Genomic DNA, 26,185 nt, shown 5'->3' on the forward strand with positions numbered 1-26,185 from the left:
TTTGTCTGCCTCTCTGGTCATACGAGCGCTTCGACGAGGTAGGGGCCCTCGTGTTCGAGCATCCGCCGAGCGGCCTGGTCGGCGGACTCCTGGTTGTCCACGAGCTCCGCGGGCACGCCCATGGACCGGGCGAGCCCCACGAAGTCGACGGAGGGGGAGAGGTCGAAAGACTTCGGGTGCTCGTGCTCGGGGATGTCCTGCGTCCGCCAGTACTCTTCGATGTTGTTGTCGAGCAGCTGGTAGCGGTGGTTGTTGCAGACGACGAACTTGGCGGCGATTCCGTGGCGGCGGGCGGTCCACAGCGCCTGGGGCGTGTACATGGCCCCGCCGTCCCCGGTGAAGGCCACGACCTGCCGTTCCGGCCGGGCGAGCTTCGCGCCGACGGCTCCGGGGATCCCCACGCCGAGCGAGCCGCCCCGTGTCGCCAAGTAAGCGCCCCGCCTGCGCGGCCGGATGTAGCGGAGCAAGGTCGGGGAGCAGGTCAGCGCCTCGTCGAAGACGACGCTGTCGGGGGACCGCTCCGCGATAGAACGAACGAGCGCCTCCAAGGGGGAGTCGGTGGCCAGGTCGGGGAGGGCGGAGGGGCGCTCGCCCTTCGAGGCAGGCTGCCCGAATTTCTCCAGCATCGACGCGATCTTGCCGAGACAGAGTTTGGGGTCGCCGAGCACACCGAGGGTGATCGGGTGGTTTTTGCCGATGGACCGCACGTCCAAGTCGATGTGCACGATCTTCGCGTCGGGAGCGAAAGGCGACACGAGGCTGGGGTACACCTCGGGGAAGACATAGGTGCCGACGACGAGGACGGAGGCAGCGTCCTTGAGAAGGCCCGCGCTCACCTCGCCGAACATGTGCCCGAGCGGTCCTCGGTAGTGCGGATCCATGAAGTCGATGTTCACCTCGGAGTCGTTCGCCCCGTACACGTCGGCGTCCAAGGCCGCCGCAACGCGGGCAAGCTCGTGCTGCCCTCCGCTCTGGGCGACTCCGTCGCCCATGACGATCACGCGCCTGCCGGGCGACCGGAGGAGCCCGACCGCCTCGGCGAAGACCGCGTCGTTCGGGGCCACCTTGGTGACCGGCAGAGCCGTCGCCGTCGCCTCCTCGTCTGTCTCTTGGTCCAGCACATCCGCCGGGAGGACCACGAGGACAGGCCCCTGGGGCGGGGTCAGCGCCGTCTGCGCCGCACGGCGCAGAATCCTGAGCGTGGAGGCGGGGTGGAGGACCCGGAAGACGTTCTTGCAGACGGGCCGCGCCATGCCGGCCAGGTCGGCAGCCATCTGCGCGTCGAAGGCGTCGTATTGAAGGCCTGCCTCGCCGACCAGCACGAGCAAAGGAGAGCCGCCCCGCATCGCCTGGTACAGCATGCCGACGCCGTTGCCGAGCCCGACTCCGCTGTGCAGTTGCACGACTCCGAGCCTGCCGGAGGCGCGGGCGTACCCGTCGGCCATGCCGACGGCGGCGGCTTCTTGGAGCGCCAGAACATAGTCGAGGGACGACTGCTCGATCTCGTCGATCAGCCCCTGCTCGATGGTCCCCGGATTGCCGAAGACGTGCTCGACCCCCTCGGCGACGAGCTGCTCGACCACGGCCTTCCGGGCGGCGCGCGGCGGACTACCAGCCATAGCGGCGCAGCCCCTCGTCCAGCACCGCGACGACCAGGTCGCCGGTGAGCCGGGAGTCGGGGGTGGAGCGCCCGGTGATGAACGGGTAGTCCACGACGGCCGACAGCTCTTTGCCGACGTTGCCGTGGAACTGCCCGAGCGGCCCGACCGCGTCGCGCAGGATGTACTCCAGCGGGTACGGCGGCGGCCCCATGTTGAAATCCGTGCCGAGGAAGCCTGTGCCGTCTTTGTAGTCGTACTCCTTGGGGTGCCCGGTGACGTGCTTGCCGAGGATGATGCTCAGGCGGGAGTCCCAGTCCCGGGCGAACGCCAGGCAGGCGACCCCGTAGCACTCGGCGGCGATCGGCTTGCCCGCCGCCGCGAAAGCCAGGATGACGGAATGCAGCCGCGCGTTGTTCGCCATGTCCACGATCGGCCCGCTGCCCCCGACGAGGAGGATCGCGTCGTAGCGCCCGACGATTGGCCGCACTGCGGCCTCAAGCTCTCGGTTGTGCGCTTCGAGCTCTCGCAAGTAGTTGGGCGAGCTCAAGAACGGGCGGTCTGGGACGAGGTCGCGCAGACTCGTAGGATTGTCCAAACGGGTGGACTGGTCGAGGGTTTTGACTTTGGCCGCCATCTCTGGAGTTGTGACGGAACGGCCGAGCGGCGGGTCGACGAACGAGGGGTCGACGCTCGGCGGGAGCGGCGCGGGGCGCTGCCCGGTCGGCGTGGCGAAATCGATCTGGTACCCGGCCCCGTCGAACGCCTCGAGCGGGCCGACGAGTTCTTCTCCCCAATATCCGTGCTCGGAGAGGAAGACGAGTATTCTCTTCGACACTGTCGAGCCCTTTCTCTGTGTGCGTGTTGGAGTCGGTCCTGGAATTCCAGAGAATTCCTCTGCTCGGATGAACCGATATGGCTGTTTGTTCATATGAGAATCCGTGCTACCAATGAAATGAGAGTTAACACGAGCGAGACGATAGTGTCCAATGCCTCGTGCTATACGATTTCTGCATAGTAATAAAACGACGAGGTCGTCGGTATGGCAGAGGGCGGCGGACCGGGTTCTCGGAACGCGGAGCGGTTTGATTCTGGGCGAAACGCAAAAGTTGAATGCTATTCTGGGCCGCAAAGGCGGTTTCCACGGGAGCGAGGAAGGGCCGTCAGAATTTCCGTCCCCCAGAATTTCCACCCCAGCGATAGGGAGCATAGCAGCATGATGCCTTTCGACGGGCCTCATTACACGTACAGCCGTAGCTCGGGCACGGGGGGCCCTGACTATGAGATCCGCATCGGCATCCAAGTGTGCGAGGCGTGGCTGCATATCGACAAACCGGGATTCGAGCTTGTTCCGAACCGGGTGCGCAAGACCGTCGAGGTCGCTGTGCTCGGAGAGTTCGCGGCGGGATTCCGAAGGCTGATAGACCAGGCTTGGCCGTCCGACGACCTGCGGAGCTACAGCCAAGTGGAGCAGTATCTGGGATGTTTTCCCGCCCCGGACGTCGCCAGTGTCGCCGTTTTCGCGGGCAGGGGGGACTCGTTGGAGAAGCATGTCGCCCTCGCAGGCTTGCTCCGGCCGGTCGCTTCGCTCTTCGCGGAAGAGATCCGTCTCCTCGGCTAGAACGCCCCTGGGGCGAGGCCGAGGTCGCCGTTGGGGTTGGCGCCGACGACTTCGCCGACGTAGAGGGTGGCCTGGGTGCGGAACTGCTCGACGGCGGCCCGGTCGGACATGAATTTCACGAAGGCCAGCGGATCGGTGTTGGTGTAGTCCCAGATCGGCTTGCGGCCCGCAGGCGGGGCGACATCGTTGCGGCTGGACCAGGTGCCGATGGTTTTCTCCTGGACCTCTTTGGAGGTCAGCCAGCTCAGGTAGAGGCGGGCGGCGGCGGGGTGCGGGGCGGATTTGAGGACGGCGGCAGTCTGCGCCCAGGCGACCCAGGGGCTGGTCTGCGGGATGACCGCACGGGAGTCGCCGGGGGAGGCGGGGCCGGAGGTGCCGAGCGAGGCCGCGGCGTGCCCGTTGGTCACCGCGTCAGAGGAGTCTTGGGTGCCCCGGACAAAGGTGGGGTGCTGGGCGACGAGCTTTGCGAGGTAGTCCCAGCCGTACTTGTCCACGAGCTGCTTGAAGTAGAACAGCACCGCGTCGTCGTCGTTGGGGTAGGTGATGGTCAGCGAGTTCGCCAGCTCGGGGGCGAGGAAGTCCTGCGCCTCTTCGGGGGCTTTGCGCCCGGCGAGGACTTTGTCGTTGACGATCTCGGCGAAGAAGTAGAAGAACGCGCCGGTGTAGTAGCCGTCGGGGTCTTTGATCCGTGGGTCGATGTGCTCCCACGAGGCAGGTTTGAACTGGGCGAGCTTGCCTTCTTGCTTCCACCGGGGGAAGTCGTTCACGGTCTGGAGCTGCACCACGTCGGCGACGGTCTTGCCGGTCGTCGCGAGCTGGTTGTCGATCCGTCCGTCGTGCAGCTTGCTGAAGTCCACGACGTCGTGGACCTCGATGCCGGGGAATCGCTGGACGAACGCGTCCTTGAGGTAGTCCTGCTGGTTCGGCTTGTCGCCGCCGGCGTAGATGACGAGCTTGCCGCCCTCGGCCTTCGCCTGCTGGTACAGCTGGTCGATCTCCTGCTGCTCGGCGGCGCTCGCGGCCGGGGAGGTTTGCGCGGGGGAGGTCGGCGACTGCCCGGACGGGCTCTGGCAGCCGCCGAGCGCGAGCGCCGCCACGGCTGCCGCGCCGAGCGAGCGCCGCGTGATCGACCTGGTTCCCATAGCGCGCTTCTTCCTGTTCGGCGGTGATGTGCGAGACGGTTGTCCGAGGGACATCCTAGGCGATATTCACTTGAATGATCAAGTAGATATCACCCGTATTTTTATCTCTGGCCTCGCGCGGGGCCATGTTTCGATCACACGATAGAAACATGGGCAATCCGGAGGTCATCAACGGTCACCGGATCTTCACGGCGGGGCAATTCGGAGAAATATTTCGCCCGGAAAACTGTCGATTGATAGAAATTGCGCGGCTTCGGGAAGGCGAACATGACGACGAACACGACAGCGGCGAGGCTCGGCGACCTGGCCGGGGTCTGGCGCAGGACGCTGTTCGCCTTGGGGGAGTTCCGGGACGAGTCGACCCAGGTGTGGTGGCTCCAAGCGCGGACGCTGTTCGTGGATCTGCGCCTGCCCTCTGGCTCGGCCACGCCGGAGGGCTTCGCCGGGCAGCTCGTGCAGGAGGGCGACGTCTTCGAGTGGCGGCGCGTCGTCGACCTGCGTCCGAGCGCGGGAGCCCCCGACGCGGGACTGCTCCGGTTCGAAGGCGAGACGCTCGTGGAAACCGGGGTCCACGCGCCATACCGAGAGCACTGGGCGCGTGAGGGCGGTTCCGAAGACGTCTGGGCCGCAGAGCTCGTGGGCGGGGCGGGGGAGCGGGCTGTGGTGGTGCGGGTCGGCTCCCGGTTCGCTTTTGCGAGCTCCGCGCCGATCGGGACGGGGCTGGCCCAGATCGTTGTCGGCGTCCGCGCTGACGGGGGCTGGACCGCGCTGGAAGCCGCCGACCCGGCGGACGTCGGCGCGCGGCTGGCCTTGACGGCTGGGCCCGAACACATGCGCAGCGAGTTCCGCAGGGCGGACGGGGCCACAACGGCCCGTCGCTGGAAGGTTGTCCACGAAGAAGGAGATCGCGCGTTATGAGCTTGTTGACCCCGTTCACCTCGGTCCCCGTGATCGATATCGCCGGGCTGCGCGCCTGCGACCCGGCTTTGGAGCGTTCCATCGCCGAGGAGATCGGCCGCGCGGCAAGGGACGTCGGCTTCTTCCAGATCACCGGCACAGGGGCCCGTGATGAGGATTTCCAGGCGTTGCTCGCCGCGACCAAGGAGTTCTTCGCGCTGCCGCTTGAGGAGAAGATGCGCTCGTACATCGGGCTCTCCCGCTGTCACCGGGGCTATGTGCCGATCGGGGAGGAGGACTTGGACGACAACCCGACTCCCAACCTCAAGGAGGCGTTCGACACCGCGCTGGACCTGCCCGAGGACGATCCCGACTACCTGGCGGGCAATCCCATGCTCGGGCCGAACGTTTGGCCCGCCTTGCCGGGCTTCTCCACCGTGGTGACCCGGTACTACTCCGGCATGATCGAGCTCGGGCGGCTGCTTTTCCGGGCGTTCGCGACGGCGTTGGGCGAGGACCCGGAGCTGTTCACGGCGGCGGCGACCAAGGCTCCGAGCCAGCTGCGCCTCATCCACTACCCCCACGACCCTCGGGCCAGCGATGTGGAGGGCATCGGGGCGCACACCGACATGGAGTGTTTCACCCTGCTGCGCCCGACCGCCCCTGGGCTGGAGGTCCTCAACGGCGCGGGGGAGTGGATCGACGTCCCGTTCATCGAGGGCGCGCTGGTGGTCAACATCGGGGACTTATTGGAGACTTGGACCAACGGCGAGTTCGTGGCGACCACGCACCGCGTCCGCAAGGTCGAGGAGGAGCGGTACGCCTTCCCGCTCTTCTTCTGCGTGGACTACCACACCGCTGTGGAGCCGTTGCCTCGTTTCGTGCGGCCGGGCGGCGGCAAGCGGCGGGGCGTGGTCGCCGGGGAGCACCTCTTCGCGATCACCGTCCATTACTTCCGCTACCTGCGGGAGCGGCTCGCGAAAGGGGAGATCGCGCTCCCCGAGGGGGCGCTGCCGCCGGAGAGCTTCGGCCAGGGCGCCGTCCATCGCGAGGAGGCACGGGCATGAGCGACTCGTTCGGGCGCGTCGAGGCGAGGGGCGTCGACCACGTCCCCGCCTGCGAGCGGCACGGCAAACCTCGGGAGCTGTTCTGGGTGTGGCTCGCCTCGAACGTCTCGCACCTGTATATCGTGCTCGGCGGCGCGGTGCTGCTGCTCGGGCTCACGCTGTGGCAGGCGCTGGCCGTGGTGTTCGTCGGCAACGCGTTCTGGGTCTTGGTGGGCTGGCTCTCGATCAGCGGCTACGCCTCGGGGACTCCGAGCTGCGTGGTGACGCGCGCGCTCTTCGGGGTCCGGGGCAACCGGGTCTTCGGCGCGGGCATGGGATGGCTGACCTGCGTCCTGTTCGAATCGATCAACCTCGTGCTCGGCGCGTCGGCTGGGTTCGCCCTCGCGCGTCGGTTCGGGGTGTCGGTCGGCGTGCCGGTCGAGGCCGCCGTCCTCTGCTGCCTCGCGGCGGCGACGTTCGCGCTGAGCGTCTACGGGCACGCCACGATCGTCCGTTTGAGCGTCGTGTTCACGGTCGTGCTGGCCATCGGGGTCGCCCTGCTTGGGTATTTCGTTGTCGGGCACGCCCGGCTCGATTACGCGCCGCCGGTCCCGCTGTCTGGGGCGAAGCTGTGGACGGCCCTCTTGGCAGGCTTCGCCCTGGCCGTCTCGACCCCCTTCTCGTGGGGCAGCAGCGCCGACTACGCCCGTTACCTCCCCGAGCGCTCGTCGCCGCGCGCGGTGCTGTTGTGGACGGCGGCTGGCGGCTTCCTGCCGAGCTTCCTGCTCTGCGCGATCGGCGCGCTCGCGGGCACGAGGATCGACATGTCCGACCCGCAGGTCTCGCTCGCCCAGATCGTCCCCGGTTGGTTCTACCCGGTCTTCCTCGTGCTCATCGTCGTCGGGACGGTCACCAACAACGTCTTGACCGCGTACAGCTCGGGGCTGGCGCTGCAGGCGATGGGGGTGCGGCTGAGCCGCGCGTGGTCGGTTCTGCTCGACGGCCTCGTCGCGGGGGCCGTCGCCGTCTACGCGTTGTTCGTCGCGTCCTCCTTCGTCGCGGCGCTGGGCAACGCGTTGCAGGTCGTCACGATTGTCTGCGGCCCGACGATCGCCATCTACGCGATGGACATCGCGCTGCGGCGCAACCGCTACAACGGCCCCGAACTGCTCGACGAGTCGGAGCGGAGCCCGCACTGGCACCAGGGCGGCTTCCGGCTTGCCGGGGTGCTCGCCCTGGTCTGCGGCACGACGGCCGGGCTGGCGTGCGTGAACACCGCGCTCTACGAGGGGCCGGTGGCGAGGGCGCTCGGCGGGATGGACGTATCGGTCGTCGCGGGCTCGTCCGTCGGCCTCGTGGTGTTCTGCGCCGTGCGCTGGCTCGGGGCACGCTCGGGAGCCGCGCTCGTCGCCGACCCGGCGTAGCCCATATTTCTGTCACTTGATAGAAATATTCGTCATCAGGAGTTTTCGGCGCGAAACACGATCGGCACATGGGGGCAATCGAGCGGCAAAGCGCCTCGCCCAACCTTTTTCTATCAGTTGATCGAAAAAGATTGGAGCGGCCATGGCCTCGGTGATCGAACGCTCGGCGGCGGACGCGGACGACCTCGTCGCGCTCGGCTACCAGCCGCAGCTGCACCGCAGCCTCGGCAAGTTCGCCTCGTTCGCGGCGGGTTTCTCCTTCGTCTCCATCTTGACGACGATCTTCCAGCTGTTCGGCTTCGGCTTCGGCTTCGCGGGCCCGGCGTTCTTCTGGGCCTGGCCAGTCGTCTTCCTCGGCCAGTACATGGTGGCGCTCAACTTCGCCGAGCTCGCTGCCCGCTACCCGATCTCCGGGGCGGTCTTCCATTGGTCTCGCAGGCTCGGCGGCGCCGCAGTCGGCTGGTTCGCGGGCTGGTTCATGATCGTCGCGCAGATCGTGACCGCCTCGGCCGCCGCGATCGCCTTGCAGGTGGTGCTGCCCTCGGTGTGGCGGGGGTTCCAGATCGTCGGCTCAGACCCCTCGCTCACGAGCATGAGCGGAGCCTCTAACGCCGTGCTGCTCGGCGCGGTCCTCGTCGCGGCGACCACGGCGATCAACGCGGTCGGAGTCTCGTGGATGTCGGCGGTGAACTCGATCGGGGTCAGCTGCGAGATCGTGGGCGTCGTCGCGGTGGTCGGGATGTTGTTCTGGCACGCCGAGCGGGGGCCGCAAGCGGTGCTGAGCACCGGGGCGGTCCCGCACGCGGGGTATGCCGGGGCGTTCGTCGTCTCCGGCCTGATGGCCGCGTACGTCATGGTGGGGTTCGGCTCGGCGAGCGAGCTCGCGGAAGAGACGCGCAATCCGCGCAAGGTCGCCCCGCGCACGATCCGCTCCGCCATCGTCGTGTCCGCCATCGGCGGCGGCCTCATGATCCTCGCCGCGCTGATGGCCGCGCCCAGCCTTGTCGACGGCAAACTGGCCTCGGCAGGGCTGCCGTATGTGCTGGACAGCAAGCTCGGCTCGCCGTTCGGCAAGCTCCTGCTCGTCGATGTGGCTATCGCGATCTTTGTCTGCACGCTCGCGATCCAGACTTCCGCAGCCCGGCTGGTCTTCTCCATGGCACGGGACGGGAAGCTGCCGTTCGCGCGTGTCCTCGCCAGCGTGAACGCGCGGACCGGGACGCCGATCGCCCCCGCTGTCGTCGTCGGGTTCTGCTGCGTGCTGGTGCTCGCCGTGAATTTTGGCAACGCGGCCCTGTTCACCAGCCTGTGCAGTGTCTGCATCGCCTTGATCTACCTCGCCTACCTCTTCGTCACCGCGCCGTTGCTGCTGAACCGGCTGGGCTGGCGCGGCAAGAGCTGGGACTCGAACCGAGGGCAGTTCGACACAGACGGCGCGCCGCTCTTCTCCTTGGGCCGATGGGGCTTGCCGGTCAACGCGCTGGCCGTGCTCTACGGGGCGCTCATGGTGGTGAACCTGGCGTGGCCGAGGACCGAGGTCTTCGACCCGACAGGGGAGCAGCCGCTGTTGCGCTGGATCGCTCCGGCGGCGATCGCGTTGGTGCTGGCGGCGGGGGCGGTGCTCTATCCGAGGCGCGGGGAGTCCGCAGCCGAGGCCGCCGCGCCGCAGCCGTTTGCCGCTGCGGCGAAGTAGCGCGCCGAACGAGAAGCGACAAAGAGACAAGAGAGGAGACGGCGGATGAGCGCCACAGACACCACGAAGAGCGCCCGAGCGCATGCGCGGGGCCAAGCGGGCCAGATCGCCGAGGCGATGCCGGTGGTCCCCGCGAGCGAGAGCCCCTGGACTCCGGAGGGCGTCGAGCCGCAGGCCATGACCTGGGCCGAGACTGTCCCCGGCGGGGGGTACGCCACGAAGGTCCTCGCCCGGGGCACTCGGCTCCGGCTGACAGACCTCGCTGGCCAGGCCTGCGCGAGCGTCTTGCTGTATCGAGCGGAGGCCCCGTGGGAGCGGCTCAATGTCGCGGACACGGTCAAGGTGCCCTGGCAGGCCTACCTCGGCGCGGGGCATCCGCTGCTCTCGGACCAAGGACGGCTGTTGGCCACCGTGGTCCTGGACGGCTCCGGGCGGCACGACGCGTTCTGCGGAGTCTCGACGCGCATGGGGAACGAGGCGAAATACGGCGCGGGCGAGGCTTGGTCGGCGAGCCCGGCGGGCCGGGAGCTGCTCCTTGTGGCGGCGGCCAAGCATGGGCTCGGACCACGGGACGTCGCGCCCTGCGTCTCCTTCTTCCACGGGGTCGCGGCCCTGGCCGACGGCTCGCTGCGCAGCACGGGCACGGCGGGGCCGGGGGCCTGCGTCGACCTGCTCCTGCATCTGCCCGTGATCGTGCTGCTGGCGACTGCGCCCCATCCGCTCGACCCGTCGCCGGACTACCGGGCGGGCCCGGTCCGGGTCCTCGCCTGGGACGCGAGCGAGGAGCTCGACCGGGTTTGGAGCGAGGAGCCCGAGTACGTCCGGGCCGCGCAGAACACCGAAGACGCCTGGGCCGCGGCGAAGACGGACGCGGCACGGCTGATTGAGAGGACTCGAGCATGACTGTCACCGTTGTCTCCGGCCAAACCGTCGTGCTCGACGAAGTCGTGCCCGCCAGGGCGCCGTGGAGCGCCGTCGTCGCGGCGGGCGACGTGTTGACCATTGTGGACTTGCGCGGCAACCAGGCGGTGGACACGTTGGTCTACGGGGCGCACGACCACGCGGTCCGGTACAACGCCCAGGCCACGGTGGCGGGCCAGGGCGCGCTCTTCCTCACGGAGGGCAGCGTGCTTCGCGCCGACGACGGCCAAGCGCTCATGACGATCGTGCTCGACGAGGTCGGCGGGCACGACACCATCGGCGGAGCATGCTCGCGCGAATCCAACACGCTGCGCTACGGGCAGCACACCAAGCACCAGCACGCGTGCGTGGAGAACTTCCTGCGGGAAGGGGCCAAGCACGGGCTCGGCAAACGGGACCTGGTGTCGAACATCAACTTCTATATGAACGTCCCGGTGGACGAGGACGGGACGCTCGGGATCGTGGACGGGCGTTCCGCGCCGGGGAAACGGATCTCGTTGCGCGCGGAGCAGGATGTGTTGGTGCTGGTCTCGAACTGCCCGCAGATCAACAACCCCTGCAACGGGTTCGACCCCACGCCGGTGCGGATGGTGGTGGCCCGATGACGGCGACCGCGCCCGCGCGCGAGCCGCTGGCCAAGGCCGCGCAGACCATGATGCGCGTGCTCTCGCCCGGCATGCTGACGGCGGTGCAGGACTGGCCGGGACGGATCGGGCACTGGCAGGTCGGCGTGCCGCCGAGCGGGCCGATGGACGACCTCTCGTTCCGGCTCGGCAACCGGGTGCTCGGCAATCCGGAGGGCGCGCCGGGACTCGAGTCGGTCGTCGTCGGCCCCAGCGTGACGTTCTCCGAGCCCGCCGTGGTGTGCGTGGCAGGCGCGCCCGCGCCGGTGGCCGTGGATGGCCGGACGGTCCGCCAATGGGAGGCGGTGCGGGTGCCTGCGGGCGCTGTGCTGTCCATCGGCCGCGCGCAAGGGCCGGGCCTGCGGGTCTACCTGCTCGTCGCGGGCGGGTTCGACGTGCCCGCGTTCCTCGGCAGCGCGGCCACGTTCACGCTCGGGCAGTTCGGCGGGCACGAGGGCCGTCTCCTCGTCGCGGGCGACGAGCTCCGCATCGGCCCCGCGCCGCAAGCGCCGGGGCAAGCGCTGGCGGACGGGCTGATCCCCGCGATGACCACTTCGTGGCATCTCGCGGTGGCCGAAGGGCCGCACGGGGCCCCGGAGTTCTTCACCCGCGCCGACATCGACCAGCTCTTTGCCACGGACTACGAGGTGCATTTCAATTCCGACCGCACCGGGGTGCGGCTGATCGGCCCGAAACCGAGATGGGCGCGAGCCGACGGCGGCGAGGCGGGGCTGCATCCGTCGAACATCCACGACACCGCGTACATGGTGGGCGCGCTGGACTTCACCGGGGACACCCCGATCCTCCTCGGCCCGGACGGGCCGAGCCTCGGCGGTTTTGTCTGCCCGGTGACCGTGACCGCCGCCGACCGTTGGAAGCTCGGCCAGCTCAAGGCCGGAGACACGGTGCGGTTCGTGCCGGTCAGGGCGCAGCAGGCGGCCTCGCCGCGTTCGCTCGGGCCTGCGCGGCGGGCTTCGTGGTCGGCGGTGTTCTCGTCACGGGGCGACGGCGACGACGGGGTGCTGGCCCGCAGGGAGGGGCAAGGCGGGCGCCCGGAGGTCACCTATCGGCGCAGCGGCGAGCGCGCCGTGCTGGTCGAGTACGGTCCGATGCTGCTGGATCTGGCGCTGCGCGCCAGGGTCCACCTCCTGCACCAGCGGCTGCTGTCCGCCAGCATGCCGGGACTGGTCGAGCTCGTCCCCGGCATCAGGTCGCTGCAGATCCAGACAGACCCCGAGAAGCTGCCGACGTCGAAGCTCTTGGCGCAGCTCGCCGAGTTGGAGGACAGTCTTGAGGACGCCGAAGGGCTGGTGCTGCCGAGCCGCTCGGTGTCGCTGCCGCTGTCCTGGGACGACCCTTCTGCGCGCGAGGCGATGGAGCGCTACCGGCACGGGGTCCGCGCGGAGGCCCCATGGCTGCCGTGGAACATCGAGTTCATCCGGCGGATCAACGGCCTCGACTCGACAGCGGACGTGCGGAGCATCCTGTTCGACGCCTCGTATCTGGTGCTCGGGCTCGGCGACGTCTATCTGGGGGCTCCGGTCGCGACGCCGACCGACCCCCGCCACCGCCTCGTGACCACGAAATACAACCCGGCCCGCACGTGGACGCCGGAAAACGCCGTCGGGATCGGCGGCGCGTACCTGTGCGTCTACGGCATGGAGGGCCCCGGCGGCTACCAGCTGGTCGGCCGGACCGTCCAGATGTGGAACCACCGCCACCCCGAGCCCGCCGGGCGGTTCGAGCCCGGCGTCCCGTGGCTCTTGCGGTTCTTCGACCGGATCAGCTGGCGCCCGGTCAGCGCCGAGGAGCTCGCGGACTTGCGCGCGGATCTCGCCGCTGGCCGAGGCGACGGCGGCGTGCGGATCGAGGAGGGCAGTTTCTCGCTGGCCGAGCACCGAGGGTTCCTCGCCGAGCAGGCGGAGTCCATCGACGCGTTCCAGATCCGGCAGCGCGCCGCATTCCAGGCCGAGCGCGAGGCGTGGTCCAGAGCGGGGGAGTTCGCATGAGCATCGGAGTTCACACGAGTCGGAGAGCAGCAGCGGCGTACGAGCGGATCGCGGAGGTCGACCGCCCGGAGATTTGGACGGCGTTGCGCCCGCAGGAAGAGGTCGAGCGCGATGTCGCGGCCGCCTCGGGGCCGTTGGCCGGGCTCCTGCTGGCGGTGAAGGACAATGTCGACGTCGCGGGGCTGCCCACGACGGCGGGGTGCCCCGCCTACGCCTACCGGCCCGAGGCCGACGCGCCCGTCGTGGCGGCGCTCCGCGCGGCAGGGGCGACGGTGCTCGGGAAGACGAACCTCGACCAGTTCGCCACCGGCTTAGTCGGCGTCCGCAGCCCGTACGGGGCAGTGCGCGACGCGCGCCGCCCCGACCGCGTCTCCGGCGGCTCGTCCTCCGGCTCCGCCGTCGCGGTGGCGCTCGGCCTTGCGGACATCGCCATCGGCACGGACACGGCGGGCTCCGGGCGCGTGCCCGCGGGCCTGCAGGGGATCGTCGGCGTCAAGCCCACTGTCGGGGTGGTCTCCACGGCAGGCGTGGTCCCCGCGTGCCGCTCCTACGACTGCGTCACGGTCTTCGCCCGGACGGTCGTCTCCGCGAACACCGCGATGGCCGCGATGGCGCGGGCGGGCGGGCGCCCGTGGCCGGAGTCGCGCCGCCTCGCCGCGCCCGCGAGGCCGAGGATCGCCGTGCCCCGCGAGCTCGTGGGGTTGGACGCGCAGTGGCGGGAGGCGTTCCACGCCGCCGTGGCGCGGATCCCAGACGTCGAGGTCGAGGCGGTCGACCTCGGCCCGTTCCTCGAAGCGGCGCGGCTGCTCTACGACGGCGGCCTGGTCGCGGAGCGATACGACGCGGTGGGCGAGTTCGTCGAGGCGCACTGGGACGAATGCGACCCGACAGTGCGGGGCATCGTGTCCCGCGCGAAATCCGTCAGCGCCGCCGAGCTGCTCGCCGACCGGGAGCGCGTGGCCCGGCTCCGGGAGCGCTCGATGGGATCGTTGGAGGGCTTCGACGCGCTCGTCGTGCCGACCGCTCCTTGCCATCCCACGATCGCGCAGGTGCTGGCCGATCCGCTCGGCGTGAACTCGGCCATGGGCGTGTACACGAATTTCTGCAACCTCTTCGACATGTGCGCCGCCTCGGTCCCCGCAGGCGTCGCGGGCCCGGCGGACGACGTCGCCCAGTTCGGGGTGACCGTGCTCGGGCGGGCCTTCGACGACGCCGCCGTCCTCGACATTGCCGCACGGCTGACTGGGGAGCGGGTCGATGCGCCCTGGACCCCGGCTGGGGCGCAGCTCGTCGTCTTCGGCGCGCATTTGCGCGGCATGCCGTTGGAGCACCAGCTGATCGGCCTCGGGGCGCGATGGGCTGGCGAGGTTCGGACGGCGGCGTGCTATCGGCTGAAGTCGTTGGACACCACGCCGCCCAAGCCTGGACTGGTCCGGGTCGCGGACGGCGGAGCGAGCGTGCTCGGCGAGCGGTGGCTCTTGACCCCGGCGGCTCTGGGGCGTTTCCTCTCGGACCTCCCGAGCCCGATGCTGCTCGGCTCTGTGCTGTTGGAGGACGGCTCCTGGGCCACGGGCTTCGGCTGCGAGGCCGTGGCGGCGGCGGACGCCGAGGACATCACGCGGTTCGGCGGGTGGCGCGACGCGGTCGCCGCAGGAGCGCTCTAGGCTGATACGCATGGGCGCTGAAGGTATCGGCACGGAACGCATGAGGACCCCCGGCAGGCCGCGTCTGAGCGCTTTGCCCCGGCGCGGCGAGACCGCCCGCGAGGAGATCCTCGACGTGGCGGCAGAATTGTTCACCACCGAGGGCTACGGCAGCGTGTCGACTCGGAAGATCGCCGAGCTCGCGGGCTTCCGGCAGGCTTCGCTCTACCACTACTTCGACTCGAAAGAGGACATCCTGACGGCTCTGCTCGGCCAGACGGTCGACGTGGCGGTCGCATTGGCGGAGCGCTTGGCGGGCCGGGAGGAGCCCGCGCCCGTGCGGCTGTACGCCTTGGCGTTCAGCGATAGCGCCCAATTGGGCAGTAGCAGATGGAACCTCGGCGCGCTCTACCTCTTGCCGGAGGTGCGCGGCGAACGCTTCGCGGCATTCCACGCCAAACGGGCCGTGCTGCGCGGCCGCTACGAGGCGCTCGCGCTGGAGGCAGCCGCAGAGTCTGGCTGCCCGGTCGACATGTGCCGCCTGCCGTTCCGGTTGGTGGAGTCGGTGATCATCACGAGAGGGGACTTCGCCAACGGGCCCCAGCCGTCTGGCGGGCCGGGGATGTCGCCAGAGCTGATCGCCGACGCCGTGTTGCGGATGTTGGGCTGTTCGGGCGGGCTCGCGCCCATCCGAGCGCAGGCGCTCGCGCTGCTCGACGCGCTCATCGCCTAGCTCCTCGCTTCGGCCTCGCGGGTGTTCTCGCTCTCGGCTTCGATCTGCGCGGTGACGAACTCGATGAGGTCGTGGGTCATGTCGGCGATCTTCCGGGTGGCGAGGGAGGGGTCGACCGCGCGCTGGACGCTGAGCCCGATCCCGGTGCTGAGCACGAGGTCCGCCGCGTCTTCGAGGAGCTTGCTGATCGAGGCCTCGTCCGAGTCGAAGCCGAGATCGGCGACCGCGTCGCGCAGCGCGACGGCGATCGTCCGATGCGCGTCCGCCCGGAGTTCGACGATTTTTTGCGCCAGGCGCGGGTCGTGCCGCGACAGCACGACGAACTCGAATTCGAGCATGGTCCAGCCGATGTCGCCGAGGCTTGTGTCGAGCCACTTCGTCAAAGCCGACAAACGCCCGTCGAGAGTCTCCCCGCCGTGGAGGACGGCCTCGACCTCGGCTGTCTTCTCGCGGTGGATCAGGTCGAGCACCTCGCCGCACAGCGTCGGCTTGTCGGGGAAGTTCGAGTAGACCGCGCCTTTCGAGTACCCGGCGTCCTCGGCGATGTCCTCCAAGGTCGTCGCGGCGTATCCCGTCGCAAGGAACCGCGCCTTGGCGGCTTGGAGCAGCTCGGCCCTGGTCTGGGCCTGTCGTTCGGACCTGGTCAATCGAGGCATACGCAGATGGTAGCCGGTGTGGGGAGACTATTGACATTCTAAGAGTATCTGAATACCATTAGACTCCGTGAGTGTCGGCTATCTGGCTGGCGAGTAGTGTGAGTCATGCGCGCAACAGCGCGCAGAACGCGGGCCCGAGGAGGTCGTGCTGTGGTCAAGAGGGCAAAACCTATCCAGCCGGATGGCGCGGTGGTGGTGATCACCGGAGCCGCGCGGGGCATCGGCAGGGCCGCGGCCGAGCTGCTCGCCTCGCTCGGCTCGACGGTGTGGATCGGCGACGTGGACGCCGATGTGGCGGCGGAGGCCGCAGCGGCGATCTCCGGCAAGCACGGAGCCATCGTGCGCAGCGCGCACCTCGATGTGACCAGCCCCGAGTCGTGGCACGCGTTCGTCTCGGCGGTCAACGAGGTGAGCGGCCCGATCGACGTGCTGGTGAACAACGCGGGCGTGATGCCGCTCGGCGCGTTCGAGCAGGAGCCATGGGCCACCACCGATCTGATCCTCGACGTGAACGTGCGGGGCGTGCTGGCCGGGATGCGGGCAGTCCTTCCCAGTATGCTCGCGCGCGGCCACGGCCACATCGTCAACGTGGCCTCGCTGTTCGGCGTCGTCGTCGCCCCGGGCGCGGTCACCTACAACGCGAGCAAGTTCGCGGCGGTCGGCCTCTCGCTCGCCGCCCGCGCCGAGTACCGGGGCACGGGGGTCACCGTTTCCACGATCCTTCCTTCTGCGGTGAACACCGAGCTCGCCTCCGGGGCCGCGATGCCGTTGAGCAGCCTCTTGAAGGTGGAGCCGGAGGACGTGGCGAAAGCGATCGCCGCGACGTTGCGCCACCGGCGGGCCCGCGCCTCCGTCCCCGGCTGGCTCTTCTACCCGGCCTCGCTCCTCGCTTTCTTGCCGGAGGCGGTCGTGAACTTCGGCAGGCGCATCATCGACGACCGGAGGACGCTCAAGACCGACCCCGTGGGGAGGCGCGCCTACCAGGAACGGATCGACCGCCAGGCGGGCAAGCACGCCGCAGAGACAGGAGAGCTCCGATGACCGCAGCGACTCGCAACCCCCGCGTCTGCGTGATCGGCGCGGGCATGGCGGGCATCGCCACCGCCCACACGTTCGTCCAGGCGGGTTTCACCGACCTCGTCGTCCTTGAGAAGGGCTCAGATGTCGGCGGGGTGTGGCACTGGAACCGCTACCCCGGGCTGACCTGCGACGTCCCGTCGCAGATCTACCAGCTCTCGTTCGCGCTCAAGCCGGACTGGTCGCAGGTCTGCGCGACCGGCGAGGAGATCCAGCGCTACCACCGGGACGTCGTCGACCGGCTCGGCCTCGACAAATACATCCGGTTGAACAGCGAAGTCGTCGCCGCCGAGTTCACCGGCGGGCGATGGCGGGTCGAGACCCGGGACGGCCACGTCGAGGAGGCCGACTTCGTCGTCTGCGCGACCGGCGTGCTGCACCACCCGGCTGTTCCGAACATCCCTGGGCTGGAGTCCTTCGAAGGCCCCGTCGTCCACACGGCGCGCTGGGACGACTCCGTGGCCACCGAAGGGAAGCGGATCGCCGTCATCGGCACCGGCTCCACCGGAGTCCAGGTCGTCTCGGCGCTGCAGCCCGCAGCCCGGTCGATCGCCCATTTCGTCCGCAGCCCGCAGTGGGTCATCTGGGCTCCGATGACCGTGCGGCAGCCGCGTTTGGTCTCCCGAGTCCTCGCCGGGGCCCCGTTGTTGCGGCGCGCCGTCTACGCGGTGGCGCTGCAGGCCGCGAACCTCTTCACCGACGTGGTCATCCGGCCGAGCTGGCGGCGCAAGCTGGTCCAGGCCTACGCGAGGCTGTCGCTGCGCGTGCTGGTCCGCGACCGCGCGCTGCGGGAGAAGCTCACCCCGGACTACCAGCCGCTCTGCAAGCGGCAGGTCGTCTCCGGCACGTACTACCGGACGATCGTGAAGCCCAACGCCGAACTCGTCACCGAGGGCGTCGCGTCGGTCACCCCGACCGGGATCCGCACGGACGACGGGCGCGAGCGCCCTGTCGACGTCATCGTGCTCGCCACCGGGTTCAAGGCGCACAACTACATGCGGCCCATGGACCTGCGCGGCAAGGACGGGCTGAGCATCGACGAGGCGTGGGCGGACGGCCCGCGCGCCTACCAGATGACCGCCATCCCCGGCTTCCCCAACCTGTTCACCGTGCTCGGCCCGAACTCGCCGACCGGCTCGGTGCCGCTGCAGTACTCGGCCGAGCTCACCGCGAAGTACATCACGCACTGGCTGCGCCGGTTCCGCGACGACGGCGTGCGGACGGTCGAGGTCACCGACGCGGCGGCCAAGCATTTCAACGAGGGGGTCGCAGAAGCGCTCGGGCCGACCGTGTGGAACACCGGATGCAACTCCTGGTACTTCAACCAGGACGGCTCCGTCGACCTGTGGCCCTACGACCGCAAGACGATGAAAGCCATGCTGACGGCGCCCGACGAGTCGGACTACGAGGTGACGTACGAGTCCGAGGAGCCGTCGCGCCGGGAGCGGGCGAGGAGCGCGTCGACGGAGTAGCGGTTGTGGGGGAGGAAGGCGAGCAGCGCCGCGAACAAGGCGGCGTACCCGAGCTGCTGCGCGATGGGCTCCCAGCGCTCGATCAGGCTCGACCCGAAGACGAGCGCTGTCATCAATGCTCCGCCCGCGATCAGCGCGGCCCTGGTGAGCGCGCCGACGAGGAGCAACGCCCCGATGGCGAACTCCACGAACGGCAGCGCGTCGGCGAAGAGGGAGACCAGGGGAGCGGGCAGGGGCGATTTCGCGAAGTCGCCGACCAGGTGGGCGTGGAATTCGGGGAATCGCACGATGCGGATCAGCCCGTGTCCGAGCATGCTCATGCCGATCGCGAGCCGCAACAGCGCGTAGCCGACGGCGCGGTCTTGTGTCGCGCGAATGTGGTCCGATGATGTGGCCATGGGCTCGGTTATACCCCAGCGTCGATGCACTGCACAACGCCCAGCTCAGCTGGTCTTGTGCGGGCCGTATTTGCTCTGTAGTCCGTTCAAGAGGTCTGCGACGAACATCTCCCCGTCCGCAGCGGCCTGTGGTTCCTGGTCTCCAGAGGTCTTGACTGTCCCAGTGTGAGAGGGCAGCGACATTGACACCACGATGTCGCCTGTGGGGTTCGCACCGGAGGTATGCGAAGGCTGCGACGGCACTGTCGGGGCGAAGGAGAATTCGACATCCTCGATATTCGAGGGCGTGCTCCAGAGTTCTTGGGCGGCGGCTTCGACGATCGGGCGCACTTGGGGGAAGACGATCGGACTGCGTTTGAGGTACACGGTGAAGGACATCCCAGGGGCTTCGCCCTCACCGCCTCTCGGCCGGTACTGGTATATCGCGTCAGCCACCTCCGGACGACCCTGCAGGAGCGAGACGATCTTGTCCCCGAGGGGGAACACTCGATTGTCCTGGCAGGCGACAGCGAGCGACGCGGTCGCGAGCAGCAGGACGGCGAAAGAGCGGAGCTTTTTTACTTGTGGGATCATGCCGACAGCTTCTTCTGCGGACCGTATTTGCCTTGCAATTCGTTATAGAGGGCCCGATCGGGGAGCGATGCGAAGTTTCCATTGGTCTGGAAGAGCGGGATCAGATAGGAGATGGTTGGCATCGGCTGTGACGCGAGGGATGGGGAGAGCGTCGCTCGGTCCGATCCGGGTTGAGTCTGCACCTGCGCTCCTTCGACGACGGTGATGAGGGCTGCAAGTTCGGGGCGATGCGCTTGCCAGATTTCTGCCGCCGCGTGCCGCGCGATCGAATCGCCCTGTTTGCCAGCTCCAGGGAATACCGTGATGGTGAGTCGGACACCGCTTTTGTATTGTGCGTTCGTCCCGCCGAGGGCCCCGTCGCAGTCCACCGACGAAATCGTCGCGTCGGGGGCGAGCTTTTCCCGGAGCTGCTGGCAGTACGCCAGCGTGTGGTTGCTATCCCTGCCGCACGATACGAGGGCGAAAGCGAGAACAGCGAGACTGCACAATCTTCCGCCGCGTGCCATCACGGTGTCCTTTCGCCTCGGAATTCGTAGTCGTCGGTGCTTGTCCCGGTGGTGAAGCCGTTGTCTGTGAGCGATTGGTTGAACGCGGAGATCGAAGGGTCGGAGCTGTTGGAAATATTCTTGGCGACTTGCGCGTAACCGTTGTAGTCCATGTCGTGGTTGCCGCCAACGGTACCAGTCTGATGGTCGAAAGTGACCGTTGTCCAGTTGCTCGTGTCCGGATTGCTCCGCCCGTCGAGGTGGGGAACGATGTCGCCGCTGTTCTCAAGGGAGAGGACTTTGACGCTTCCAGGCATATCCACGAGGCCCACCGGAGATCCTGCGGTGACGACGTTGGTGACGTTGTATTTGCCTTCTTTGACCCAGTCGGCGGCGGCGTTCGCCGCGACGATGCCGCCTTGGCTGTGCCCGACCATCATGACAGGGTCGCCTGGCTTGACCCCTGCGGCGAGCATGGCCTTCTCTATGTCTTTCTGCAGAGTGGTTTCCTGGCCGGAAAGGCCTCGGATATTCGTACCCAAGTCGTTGACGTTTGGCTTGAGGCTCGGGTCTTGTGTGACGTTCCACTCCTTTGTGCCAGGCACATCCACAATGTAGCGGGGCTTCCCGTCCGGGCCGGTCACTTTGCGTACCTCGATATTCGCTCCGGTCGTGCTGTTCGCGTTGACGGCGGCAAGGCCGCCGACAATGTCGCCGAGGTTCTTCGGCGATGTGGAAGGTGTGGACGCAACGACCCCGCCGGGGATCGGATGGCCTTCTTTGTCCACGGGAGTCAGCTTGGGAGTGCCGTCAGGGTAGAGCAGGCCGATCTCTGCCGCGCCTTGCTGAAGGTCGATAGGGAAGCCCTGGAGGTTGGACAACATTCCCGGAGCCATGTTCACTGCGGCGTCCACGAGGCCGGGGTGTTCGACGATGAGGCGCTGCAGAGCCTTGATCTCGTCGTCTTTGAGCTTGCTGATGTCGCCGCCGTTTTTGATGTAGTCTGCCAGCGCCGAGCCGGTGGCGACTCCGAGGATGCCGATGAGCTCGGCAGGCAGTGCTCCAGGAGCCGCCGCGGCGAGGGTCCACTCCAGGTCCGCGAGGAGTTGGCGATTCGCCTCGTCCGCGAACTGGTACCCGGCTTCGGCGGCGCGGAGCGCGATGGAGCGCAGTTCGATGACCCCGGCCACGGCGGTGAGGCCCTTCGGCCCGTCGAGCGCGCCGAGCATCGCGCCCTCGAACTTCGCGGCGCCGACCGGGTCGAGGACCGCCGAGGCGATGACGTTCGGATCCGCGAGGTACTTGTGGCCCTTCCCCGCAGTGGTGAGCGCGTCCGCGCCGACGTCGTCGGTGAGCCTGCCCATCTCGCCGAAGTCCTCGAACACCGCAGAGGTGCCGCCGGCGCCGCCGGAAACCCGGATATTTGTGTCGGGGATGGAGCTGCCAGAGGGGTCGCCCATCAGATCTTCCCGTTTTTCCGCATGTACTCGCCGACCTCGATCCAGTCCTTGTGACCCGCCTCGGGAAGGTTGTTCGGGTCGTATTTCAGGCCTGCCCACGGCTCGGTGGGCCGAGACTCCTCGCTGCCGAAGAAGTGGTTCCACACGGACTTCACCCCGCTGGCGATCTCGTGCACGGCGTTGTTGAACCAGGAGACCGCATTGTGGAACCAGTCGCCGACCGTCTCCTCGAACTTCTTGATCAGCGCGAGGCGCTCCCGCACGGTCTGAGCGTGCTTGCGCAGCTCGTCCGCAGCGTGGTCCAAGCCCTCGCTCGACGTGTCCAGCTTGTCCCGGTCCTCCCCGGCGAGCGTCCGGAACCGGTCGGCGGCGATCCCGTGCCAGTGCATGGCCCCGGCCTTGTTCACCAGTTCCGTCGCCCGGTCGCGGACATGCGAGGCCTGGCTGTTGATCTCCGAGGCGATCCTGTCGAGATCGTCTGGGTTGCCGTAGAAAGGCATTGCTGGTCTCCGTCTCTCGGCCTGTCGACTACGCCACAGTTTACCCGCGCAGGGCACGCTACTTGTCAGGTTAGACGCGGCCCGGCCTGATTCGGTTCCATCGAGTTTCGGCCAAAGATCAGGAGAGGACAGCGGCGAGGAACCCCGCCGCCCACACGCCGAGCGCGCCAGGCTGGGCCGGTTCGAGCTGGACGAGCCGCTCGCCTCCTTCGCCCATGTCTGGCCGCAGGCCGATCCACGAGCCTGCGGCATGCAGCCAGACGATCCGGTCCGCGACGGGTCCGGTCGCCGAGCGTCCGGTCAAGTCGCAGGTGAGGAGGCCGTCGGTCTCGTCGGCGAGACGGCCCGCCAGTCGGTCCTGGGACTCGGGCAGGGCGAGCGCTTCGAGCACCGCGCCGACTCCGGGCGGGTCTGCCGCGCGCAGCGTCACCGCGAGGCCCAGTTCTTCGACGGCGCGCAGCGGCAGCGTCCCGGTAAGCGGCTCGCGAGGCTCGTCGCCGAAGAGTTTCGCGAGGTCCGCCGCATTCTCCGCCTCCGGCGGCACCGCGCGGGCGAGCTCTTTGCCGAGATCGACAGCGGGGAAGAACGAGAGCTCCAGCTTGCCGCCGTCGAGCTGGAAGAGCGAGGCTCCGAAGATTCCGGCGACCGCGTGCAAGCTGCGCACGCCGCGCGACCCGATATGGGCGGTGGTGGCGAGCATCGCCTGGGGACGGGCGAGGACGTGCAGGTTCATCGCGACCGAGGGATGGACCGCCGCCGCCCCGGAGCCCTCTGCCGTCATGGCCCTGCGCTCCACCAGCCCGCGCCTGCGCGCGGCGAGCTGCTCCGCCGTCGGATCGGGTGTCTTCGGCCGCCAGCTCGGCGGCAGGTCGCAGCCGAGCACGTCGACGAGATGGGCCAGCTCGTCGGCGGGCAGCACCAGACGGTGCGGGGCGAGATCCGTCGGTTGCGTCACGCCAACCAGGCTACGCCGCCTGGAAAGTGAGGCCATAAGTCCCTCGGGGACGAGGACTTCCGCTCGCTGCGGGGCGGCAGACGCGGGGCGTAGCGTCGCTAGGGAGGCCTCCAGAGGGCACGCAAATGCTGGTCACAGCTGTGAGGAAAGGAACGGGCCATGTCCTATTCGAATTCGCCATCGGTCGTCGTCGGCTTCGATGGATCGGAGTCCTCGGCACAGGCGGCGCGCTGGGCGGCGCAGATCGCCCTGCGCGAGAACATCCCGTGCGTCCTGCTGCACGCGGTCAGCATGCCGCATTTCGGCGCGGCGGGCGTGCTCTTCGACGGCGACTTCGTCTGGGCGATCGAGGAGGAGGGGAAACAGCTTGTCGAGGAGTTCGGCGAGCAGCTCGCCGCCGAGTGCCCGGGGCTGCCGCTCGAGGTGGAGGTGAGAACGGGCAGCCCGGTCGGGGCGCTCGTCGACGCCTCCGAGCGCGCGCGGATGGTGGTGCTCGGGTCGACCGGCAAGACCGCGTTCACGGGCATGCTCGTCGGCTCCACCGCTGTGGCCGTCGCGCACCGGGCGCGCTGCCCGGTCGCGGTGGTGCGCGGCCATGCGGAGCCGTCGCAGTCGCCGGGCGGCCCGGTGGTCGTCGGGGTCGACGGTTCGAAGGCGAGCGACCTCGCGGTGGCGGTGGCCTTCGAGGAGGCCTCGTGGCGGGGCGCCGAGCTTCTGGCGGTCCACGCCTGGATGGAGTCGTTGTCGGACAGCGGCGGCGTGTACGCCTACCCGCTGCTCATCGACTGGGAGTCGATCGAGGTCAAGGAACGGGTCTTGCTCTCCGAGCAGCTTGCGGGCTGGCGGGAGAAGTATCCCGACGTGCAGGTGCGCACCGAGATCACCAGGGACCGGCCCAACCACGCGCTGTTGGAGCGCGCGGCCTCCGCCCAGATGCTGGTCGTCGGCAGCAGGGGCCACAGCGAGCTGGTCGCGACGGTGCTCGGCTCCACCGCGCAAGCGATGATCTACCATGCCCCCTGCCCGGTCGTCATCGCCCATGAGCGCTGACGGCCCGCAGATCTCGGTGTTCCTGGTGGACGACCACGAGGTGGTCCGGCGCGGGGTCGCCGATCTGCTCGAACAGGAGCCGGACCTGGTCGTCGTCGGCGAGGCCGGGTCCGCCGCGCAGGCGTTCGCGCGGATCCCCGCCGCCGTGCCGGACGTCGCCGTGCTCGACGTGCGGCTGCCGGACGGGAACGGAGTCGAGCTGTGCCGCGAGCTGCGCTCCGCGTTGCCGGAGCTTCGGTGCCTCATGCTCACCTCGTTCACCGACGAGCAAGCCATGACCGACGCCATCCTCGCGGGAGCGGCGGGCTACGTGATCAAAGACATCAAAGGGATGGAGCTTGTCGCGGCGGTGCGCGCCGTCGGCTCGGGGCGCTCCTTGCTCGACAACCGGGCGGCAGAGGCGCTGATCCGGCAGCTGCGCTCGGGGGCCCCCGACCCCGGTCCGCTCGCGGGCCTCACCGAGCAGGAGCGCGTGCTGCTCGACCTGATCGGGGAGGGGCTGACGAACCGCCAGATCGCGCAGCGGATGTTCCTCGCGGAGAAGACTGTGCGCAACTATGTGTCCAAGCTGCTCGCCAAACTCGGGGTGGAGCGCCGGACCCAGGCCGCGGTGATCGCGGTGAGCGGCGGGGCGCCGGGAAACGCGCGCTAAGCGATGGCCGGGCCGAACACCCTCATCGACGCGGTGCTCGCGGTCTCGTCGGGCCTCGAACTGCCGGTGACGCTGCGCGCGATCGTCCAAGCCGCCGTCGGCCTGGTCGATTGCGAGTACGGCGCCCTGGGGGTGCTGCGCGAAGACGGGACTTTGGCCGAGTTCATCTACGAGGGGATCGACGAGGAGGTCCGGAAAAAGATCGGGGACCTGCCGCTCGGCGGCGGCGTGCTCGGCGCTGTGGTCGAGCACCAGAAGCCGTTGCGGCTCGCCGACATCAAAGACCATCCGGCCTCTGTCGGCTTTCCGGACGGCCACCCGCCGATGCGGTCCTTCATCGGCGTGCCGATCATGGCGCGCGGGATGGTCTTCGGGAGGCTCTACCTCACGGAGAAACGCGGCGGCTTGTTCACCGACGAGGACGAGCGGCTCGTCCTCGCGCTCGCCGCGGCGGCGGGCGTGGCTGTCGACAACGCCCGGCTCTACGAGGACTCCCGGCGCAGGAGGGGATGGCTTGAGGCCATGAAAGAGGTGACGGAGGCGATCTTGGCGGAGACGCCGCGCCGCGAGGTGCTGCGCCTTGTCGCCGAGCGCGCGCTCGGCCTCACACAGTCCTCGTTCGCGGCGGTGCTGGCCCCGGACTCGGACGTGGAGCCGTTCGGGGTCGCGGCCCGCGAAGGGCGGGTGCCGTCCGGGCTGTCCCGAGTGGACGAGGCGCGGTTGCGAGATCTCGTCCAAGACGGGAAGCCGCGTCGGTTCGGGCCGGGCGAGGCGGCTTCGGGAGCGGGCCCGGTGCTGGTCGCGCCGATCCGGGCCGGGCATGTCCGGCTCAAGACGCTGCTCGTCGCGCGGGACCCGGGCGCGGCGCCGTTCGAGGACGACGAGATGCGCCTGCTCGGCTCGTTCGCGGAGCAGGCGGCCTTCGGCCTGCGCTGGGCGGCGGAGCAAGAGAGCCGTCGCGAGCTCGAGCTGCTGGCCGACCGGGAGCGGATCGCGCGCGACCTGCACGACCACGTCATCCAGCGGCTCTTCGCGGTCGGGCTCGGAATGCAGGGCACGCGCCGGATGGCCGAGCAGCCCCTGCTCGCGGATCGGCTCGACGACCACATCGACAAGCTGCACGAGGTGATCCAAGACATCCGGGCCACCATTTTCGAGCTCCAACCGGAGCGGTCCGGCTCCGCCAGGCTGCGGGCGACGCTGCAGGGCATCGTCGCGGATCTCGCCGCGAACTCGGGGCTGCGCGTCGTGTCCCGCCTGGCCGGGCCGCTCGGCGTGGTGTCGGCCCCGCTGGCGCAGCACGCCGAGGCCGTGGTCCGCGAAGCGGTGAGCAACGCCGTCCGGCACTCGTGCGGCTCCGAGGTCTTCGTGGATGTGTCTGTCGCGGACGAGCTGGTGGTGGACGTGTCCGACGACGGGGTCGGGGTCCCCGAGCGAGCCCGGCGCAGCGGATTGAGCAATCTTGAGCGACGAGCGCAGGAGGCGGGCGGATCCTTCGCGGTCGGGCCGTCCAGGCTCGGCGGGGCGAGGCTCGTTTGGCGCGCGCCGCTTGAGTAG

At 68.9% G+C, this 26,185-nt stretch carries 25 protein-coding genes; 15 read left to right on the forward strand and 10 right to left on the reverse strand.

Going from position 1 to position 26,185, the window contains the following annotated elements; all coding sequences use genetic code 11:
- Positions 1–17: 17 nt before the first annotated feature.
- Together ACRC20_RS09690 and ACRC20_RS09695 are read right to left on the reverse strand one after the other, a co-directional pair.
- Entirely contained in the window at positions 18–1,619 is a 1,602-nt protein-coding gene (locus ACRC20_RS09690; protein WP_438686146.1) for a thiamine pyrophosphate-binding protein, read from the reverse strand.
- Complete coding sequence (locus ACRC20_RS09695) at positions 1,609–2,436, reverse strand: type 1 glutamine amidotransferase domain-containing protein (protein ID WP_438686147.1); 828 nt, start codon at positions 2,434–2,436, stop codon at positions 1,609–1,611. The genes ACRC20_RS09690 and ACRC20_RS09695 overlap by 11 nt, the downstream gene beginning before the upstream one ends.
- 378 nt (positions 2,437–2,814) lie before the next feature.
- Here ACRC20_RS09695 and ACRC20_RS09700 point away from each other — a divergent pair, with 378 nt between their 5' ends.
- On the forward strand, positions 2,815–3,219 hold the full coding sequence (locus ACRC20_RS09700; protein ID WP_438686148.1) for a hypothetical protein: 405 nt from the start codon (positions 2,815–2,817) through the stop codon (positions 3,217–3,219).
- Here ACRC20_RS09700 and ACRC20_RS09705 read toward each other — a convergent pair.
- Entirely contained in the window at positions 3,216–4,361 is a 1,146-nt protein-coding gene (locus ACRC20_RS09705) for an ABC transporter substrate-binding protein (protein WP_438686149.1), read from the reverse strand. The genes ACRC20_RS09700 and ACRC20_RS09705 overlap by 4 nt on opposite strands.
- Positions 4,362–4,628: 267 nt before the next feature.
- Here ACRC20_RS09705 and ACRC20_RS09710 point away from each other — a divergent pair, with 267 nt between their 5' ends.
- From ACRC20_RS09710 to ACRC20_RS09750, 9 genes are all read left to right on the forward strand, one after another.
- Positions 4,629–5,279 carry a hypothetical protein gene (locus ACRC20_RS09710; RefSeq protein ID WP_438686150.1) on the forward strand — a complete coding sequence of 217 codons (651 nt, stop codon included), beginning with the start codon at positions 4,629–4,631 and terminating at the stop codon, positions 5,277–5,279.
- Positions 5,276–6,325: an isopenicillin N synthase family dioxygenase gene (locus ACRC20_RS09715; protein ID WP_438686151.1), complete on the forward strand. Its 1,050-nt coding sequence runs from the start codon at positions 5,276–5,278 to the stop codon at positions 6,323–6,325. Before ACRC20_RS09710 ends, ACRC20_RS09715 begins: the two co-directional genes overlap by 4 nt.
- Positions 6,322–7,728, forward strand: coding sequence for a purine-cytosine permease family protein (locus ACRC20_RS09720; RefSeq protein ID WP_438686152.1), 1,407 nt, complete (start codon positions 6,322–6,324; stop codon positions 7,726–7,728). Before ACRC20_RS09715 ends, ACRC20_RS09720 begins: the two co-directional genes overlap by 4 nt.
- Positions 7,729–7,870: 142 nt before the next feature.
- Positions 7,871–9,421: an amino acid permease gene (locus ACRC20_RS09725; protein WP_438686153.1), complete on the forward strand. Its 1,551-nt coding sequence runs from the start codon at positions 7,871–7,873 to the stop codon at positions 9,419–9,421.
- A gap of 45 nt (positions 9,422–9,466) precedes the next feature.
- Positions 9,467–10,324, forward strand: a complete 858-nt coding sequence (locus tag ACRC20_RS09730) for an urea amidolyase associated protein UAAP1 (RefSeq protein WP_438686154.1) — start codon at positions 9,467–9,469, stop codon at positions 10,322–10,324.
- On the forward strand, positions 10,321–10,947 hold the full coding sequence (locus ACRC20_RS09735; protein WP_438686155.1) for an urea amidolyase associated protein UAAP2: 627 nt from the start codon (positions 10,321–10,323) through the stop codon (positions 10,945–10,947). The genes ACRC20_RS09730 and ACRC20_RS09735 overlap by 4 nt, the downstream gene beginning before the upstream one ends.
- A gap of 50 nt (positions 10,948–10,997) precedes the next feature.
- On the forward strand, positions 10,998–12,974 hold the full coding sequence (locus ACRC20_RS09740) for a 5-oxoprolinase/urea amidolyase family protein (protein ID WP_438686210.1): 1,977 nt from the start codon (positions 10,998–11,000) through the stop codon (positions 12,972–12,974).
- Positions 12,971–14,638, forward strand: coding sequence for an allophanate hydrolase (gene atzF / locus ACRC20_RS09745; protein ID WP_438686156.1), 1,668 nt, complete (start codon positions 12,971–12,973; stop codon positions 14,636–14,638). The genes ACRC20_RS09740 and atzF overlap by 4 nt, the downstream gene beginning before the upstream one ends.
- A 10-nt stretch (positions 14,639–14,648) precedes the next feature.
- Positions 14,649–15,350, forward strand: coding sequence for a TetR/AcrR family transcriptional regulator (locus ACRC20_RS09750; protein WP_438686157.1), 702 nt, complete (start codon positions 14,649–14,651; stop codon positions 15,348–15,350).
- Here ACRC20_RS09750 and ACRC20_RS09755 read toward each other — a convergent pair.
- A complete protein-coding gene (locus ACRC20_RS09755; protein ID WP_438686158.1) occupies positions 15,347–16,006 on the reverse strand; it encodes a TetR/AcrR family transcriptional regulator in 660 nt (219 codons plus the stop codon). The two genes, ACRC20_RS09750 and ACRC20_RS09755, sit on opposite strands and share 4 nt — an antisense overlap.
- 150 nt (positions 16,007–16,156) lie before the next feature.
- On the opposite strand from ACRC20_RS09755, the gene ACRC20_RS09760 reads away from it, so the two are divergent.
- Together ACRC20_RS09760 and ACRC20_RS09765 are read left to right on the forward strand one after the other, a co-directional pair.
- Positions 16,157–17,047: an SDR family NAD(P)-dependent oxidoreductase gene (locus tag ACRC20_RS09760; RefSeq protein WP_438686159.1), complete on the forward strand. Its 891-nt coding sequence runs from the start codon at positions 16,157–16,159 to the stop codon at positions 17,045–17,047.
- Entirely contained in the window at positions 17,044–18,555 is a 1,512-nt protein-coding gene (locus tag ACRC20_RS09765; RefSeq protein WP_438686160.1) for a flavin-containing monooxygenase, read from the forward strand. The genes ACRC20_RS09760 and ACRC20_RS09765 overlap by 4 nt, the downstream gene beginning before the upstream one ends.
- On the opposite strand, the gene ACRC20_RS09770 is transcribed toward ACRC20_RS09765, so the two are convergent.
- The 6 genes from ACRC20_RS09770 to ACRC20_RS09795 form a co-directional block, all read right to left on the reverse strand.
- Positions 18,486–18,953, reverse strand: a complete 468-nt coding sequence (locus tag ACRC20_RS09770) for a DoxX family protein (RefSeq protein WP_438686161.1) — start codon at positions 18,951–18,953, stop codon at positions 18,486–18,488. The two genes, ACRC20_RS09765 and ACRC20_RS09770, sit on opposite strands and share 70 nt — an antisense overlap.
- A gap of 45 nt (positions 18,954–18,998) precedes the next feature.
- Positions 18,999–19,526 carry a hypothetical protein gene (locus ACRC20_RS09775; RefSeq protein ID WP_438686162.1) on the reverse strand — a complete coding sequence of 176 codons (528 nt, stop codon included), beginning with the start codon at positions 19,524–19,526 and terminating at the stop codon, positions 18,999–19,001.
- Positions 19,523–20,032 carry a hypothetical protein gene (locus ACRC20_RS09780; RefSeq protein ID WP_438686163.1) on the reverse strand — a complete coding sequence of 170 codons (510 nt, stop codon included), beginning with the start codon at positions 20,030–20,032 and terminating at the stop codon, positions 19,523–19,525. Before ACRC20_RS09780 ends, ACRC20_RS09775 begins: the two co-directional genes overlap by 4 nt.
- Positions 20,032–21,471, reverse strand: a complete 1,440-nt coding sequence (locus ACRC20_RS09785) for an alpha/beta hydrolase (protein ID WP_438686164.1) — start codon at positions 21,469–21,471, stop codon at positions 20,032–20,034. Before ACRC20_RS09785 ends, ACRC20_RS09780 begins: the two co-directional genes overlap by 1 nt.
- Positions 21,471–21,971: a WXG100 family type VII secretion target gene (locus ACRC20_RS09790; protein ID WP_438686165.1), complete on the reverse strand. Its 501-nt coding sequence runs from the start codon at positions 21,969–21,971 to the stop codon at positions 21,471–21,473. The genes ACRC20_RS09785 and ACRC20_RS09790 overlap by 1 nt, the downstream gene beginning before the upstream one ends.
- A 118-nt stretch (positions 21,972–22,089) precedes the next feature.
- Positions 22,090–22,926, reverse strand: coding sequence for a hypothetical protein (locus ACRC20_RS09795; protein ID WP_438686166.1), 837 nt, complete (start codon positions 22,924–22,926; stop codon positions 22,090–22,092).
- A 159-nt stretch (positions 22,927–23,085) separates the two neighbouring features.
- Here ACRC20_RS09795 and ACRC20_RS09800 point away from each other — a divergent pair, with 159 nt between their 5' ends.
- From ACRC20_RS09800 to ACRC20_RS09810, 3 genes are read left to right on the forward strand one after another with little or no spacing between them, the layout of a single operon-like run.
- Positions 23,086–23,976 carry a universal stress protein gene (locus ACRC20_RS09800; protein WP_438686167.1) on the forward strand — a complete coding sequence of 297 codons (891 nt, stop codon included), beginning with the start codon at positions 23,086–23,088 and terminating at the stop codon, positions 23,974–23,976.
- Entirely contained in the window at positions 23,966–24,628 is a 663-nt protein-coding gene (locus ACRC20_RS09805) for a response regulator (RefSeq protein ID WP_438686168.1), read from the forward strand. The genes ACRC20_RS09800 and ACRC20_RS09805 overlap by 11 nt, the downstream gene beginning before the upstream one ends.
- 3 nt (positions 24,629–24,631) lie before the next feature.
- Positions 24,632–26,185: a GAF domain-containing protein gene (locus tag ACRC20_RS09810; protein WP_438686169.1), complete on the forward strand. Its 1,554-nt coding sequence runs from the start codon at positions 24,632–24,634 to the stop codon at positions 26,183–26,185.

Origin of the sequence: Segniliparus sp., from assembly GCF_051660745.1 — a bacterium.
GTDB lineage: Bacteria > Actinomycetota > Actinomycetes > Mycobacteriales > Mycobacteriaceae > Segniliparus.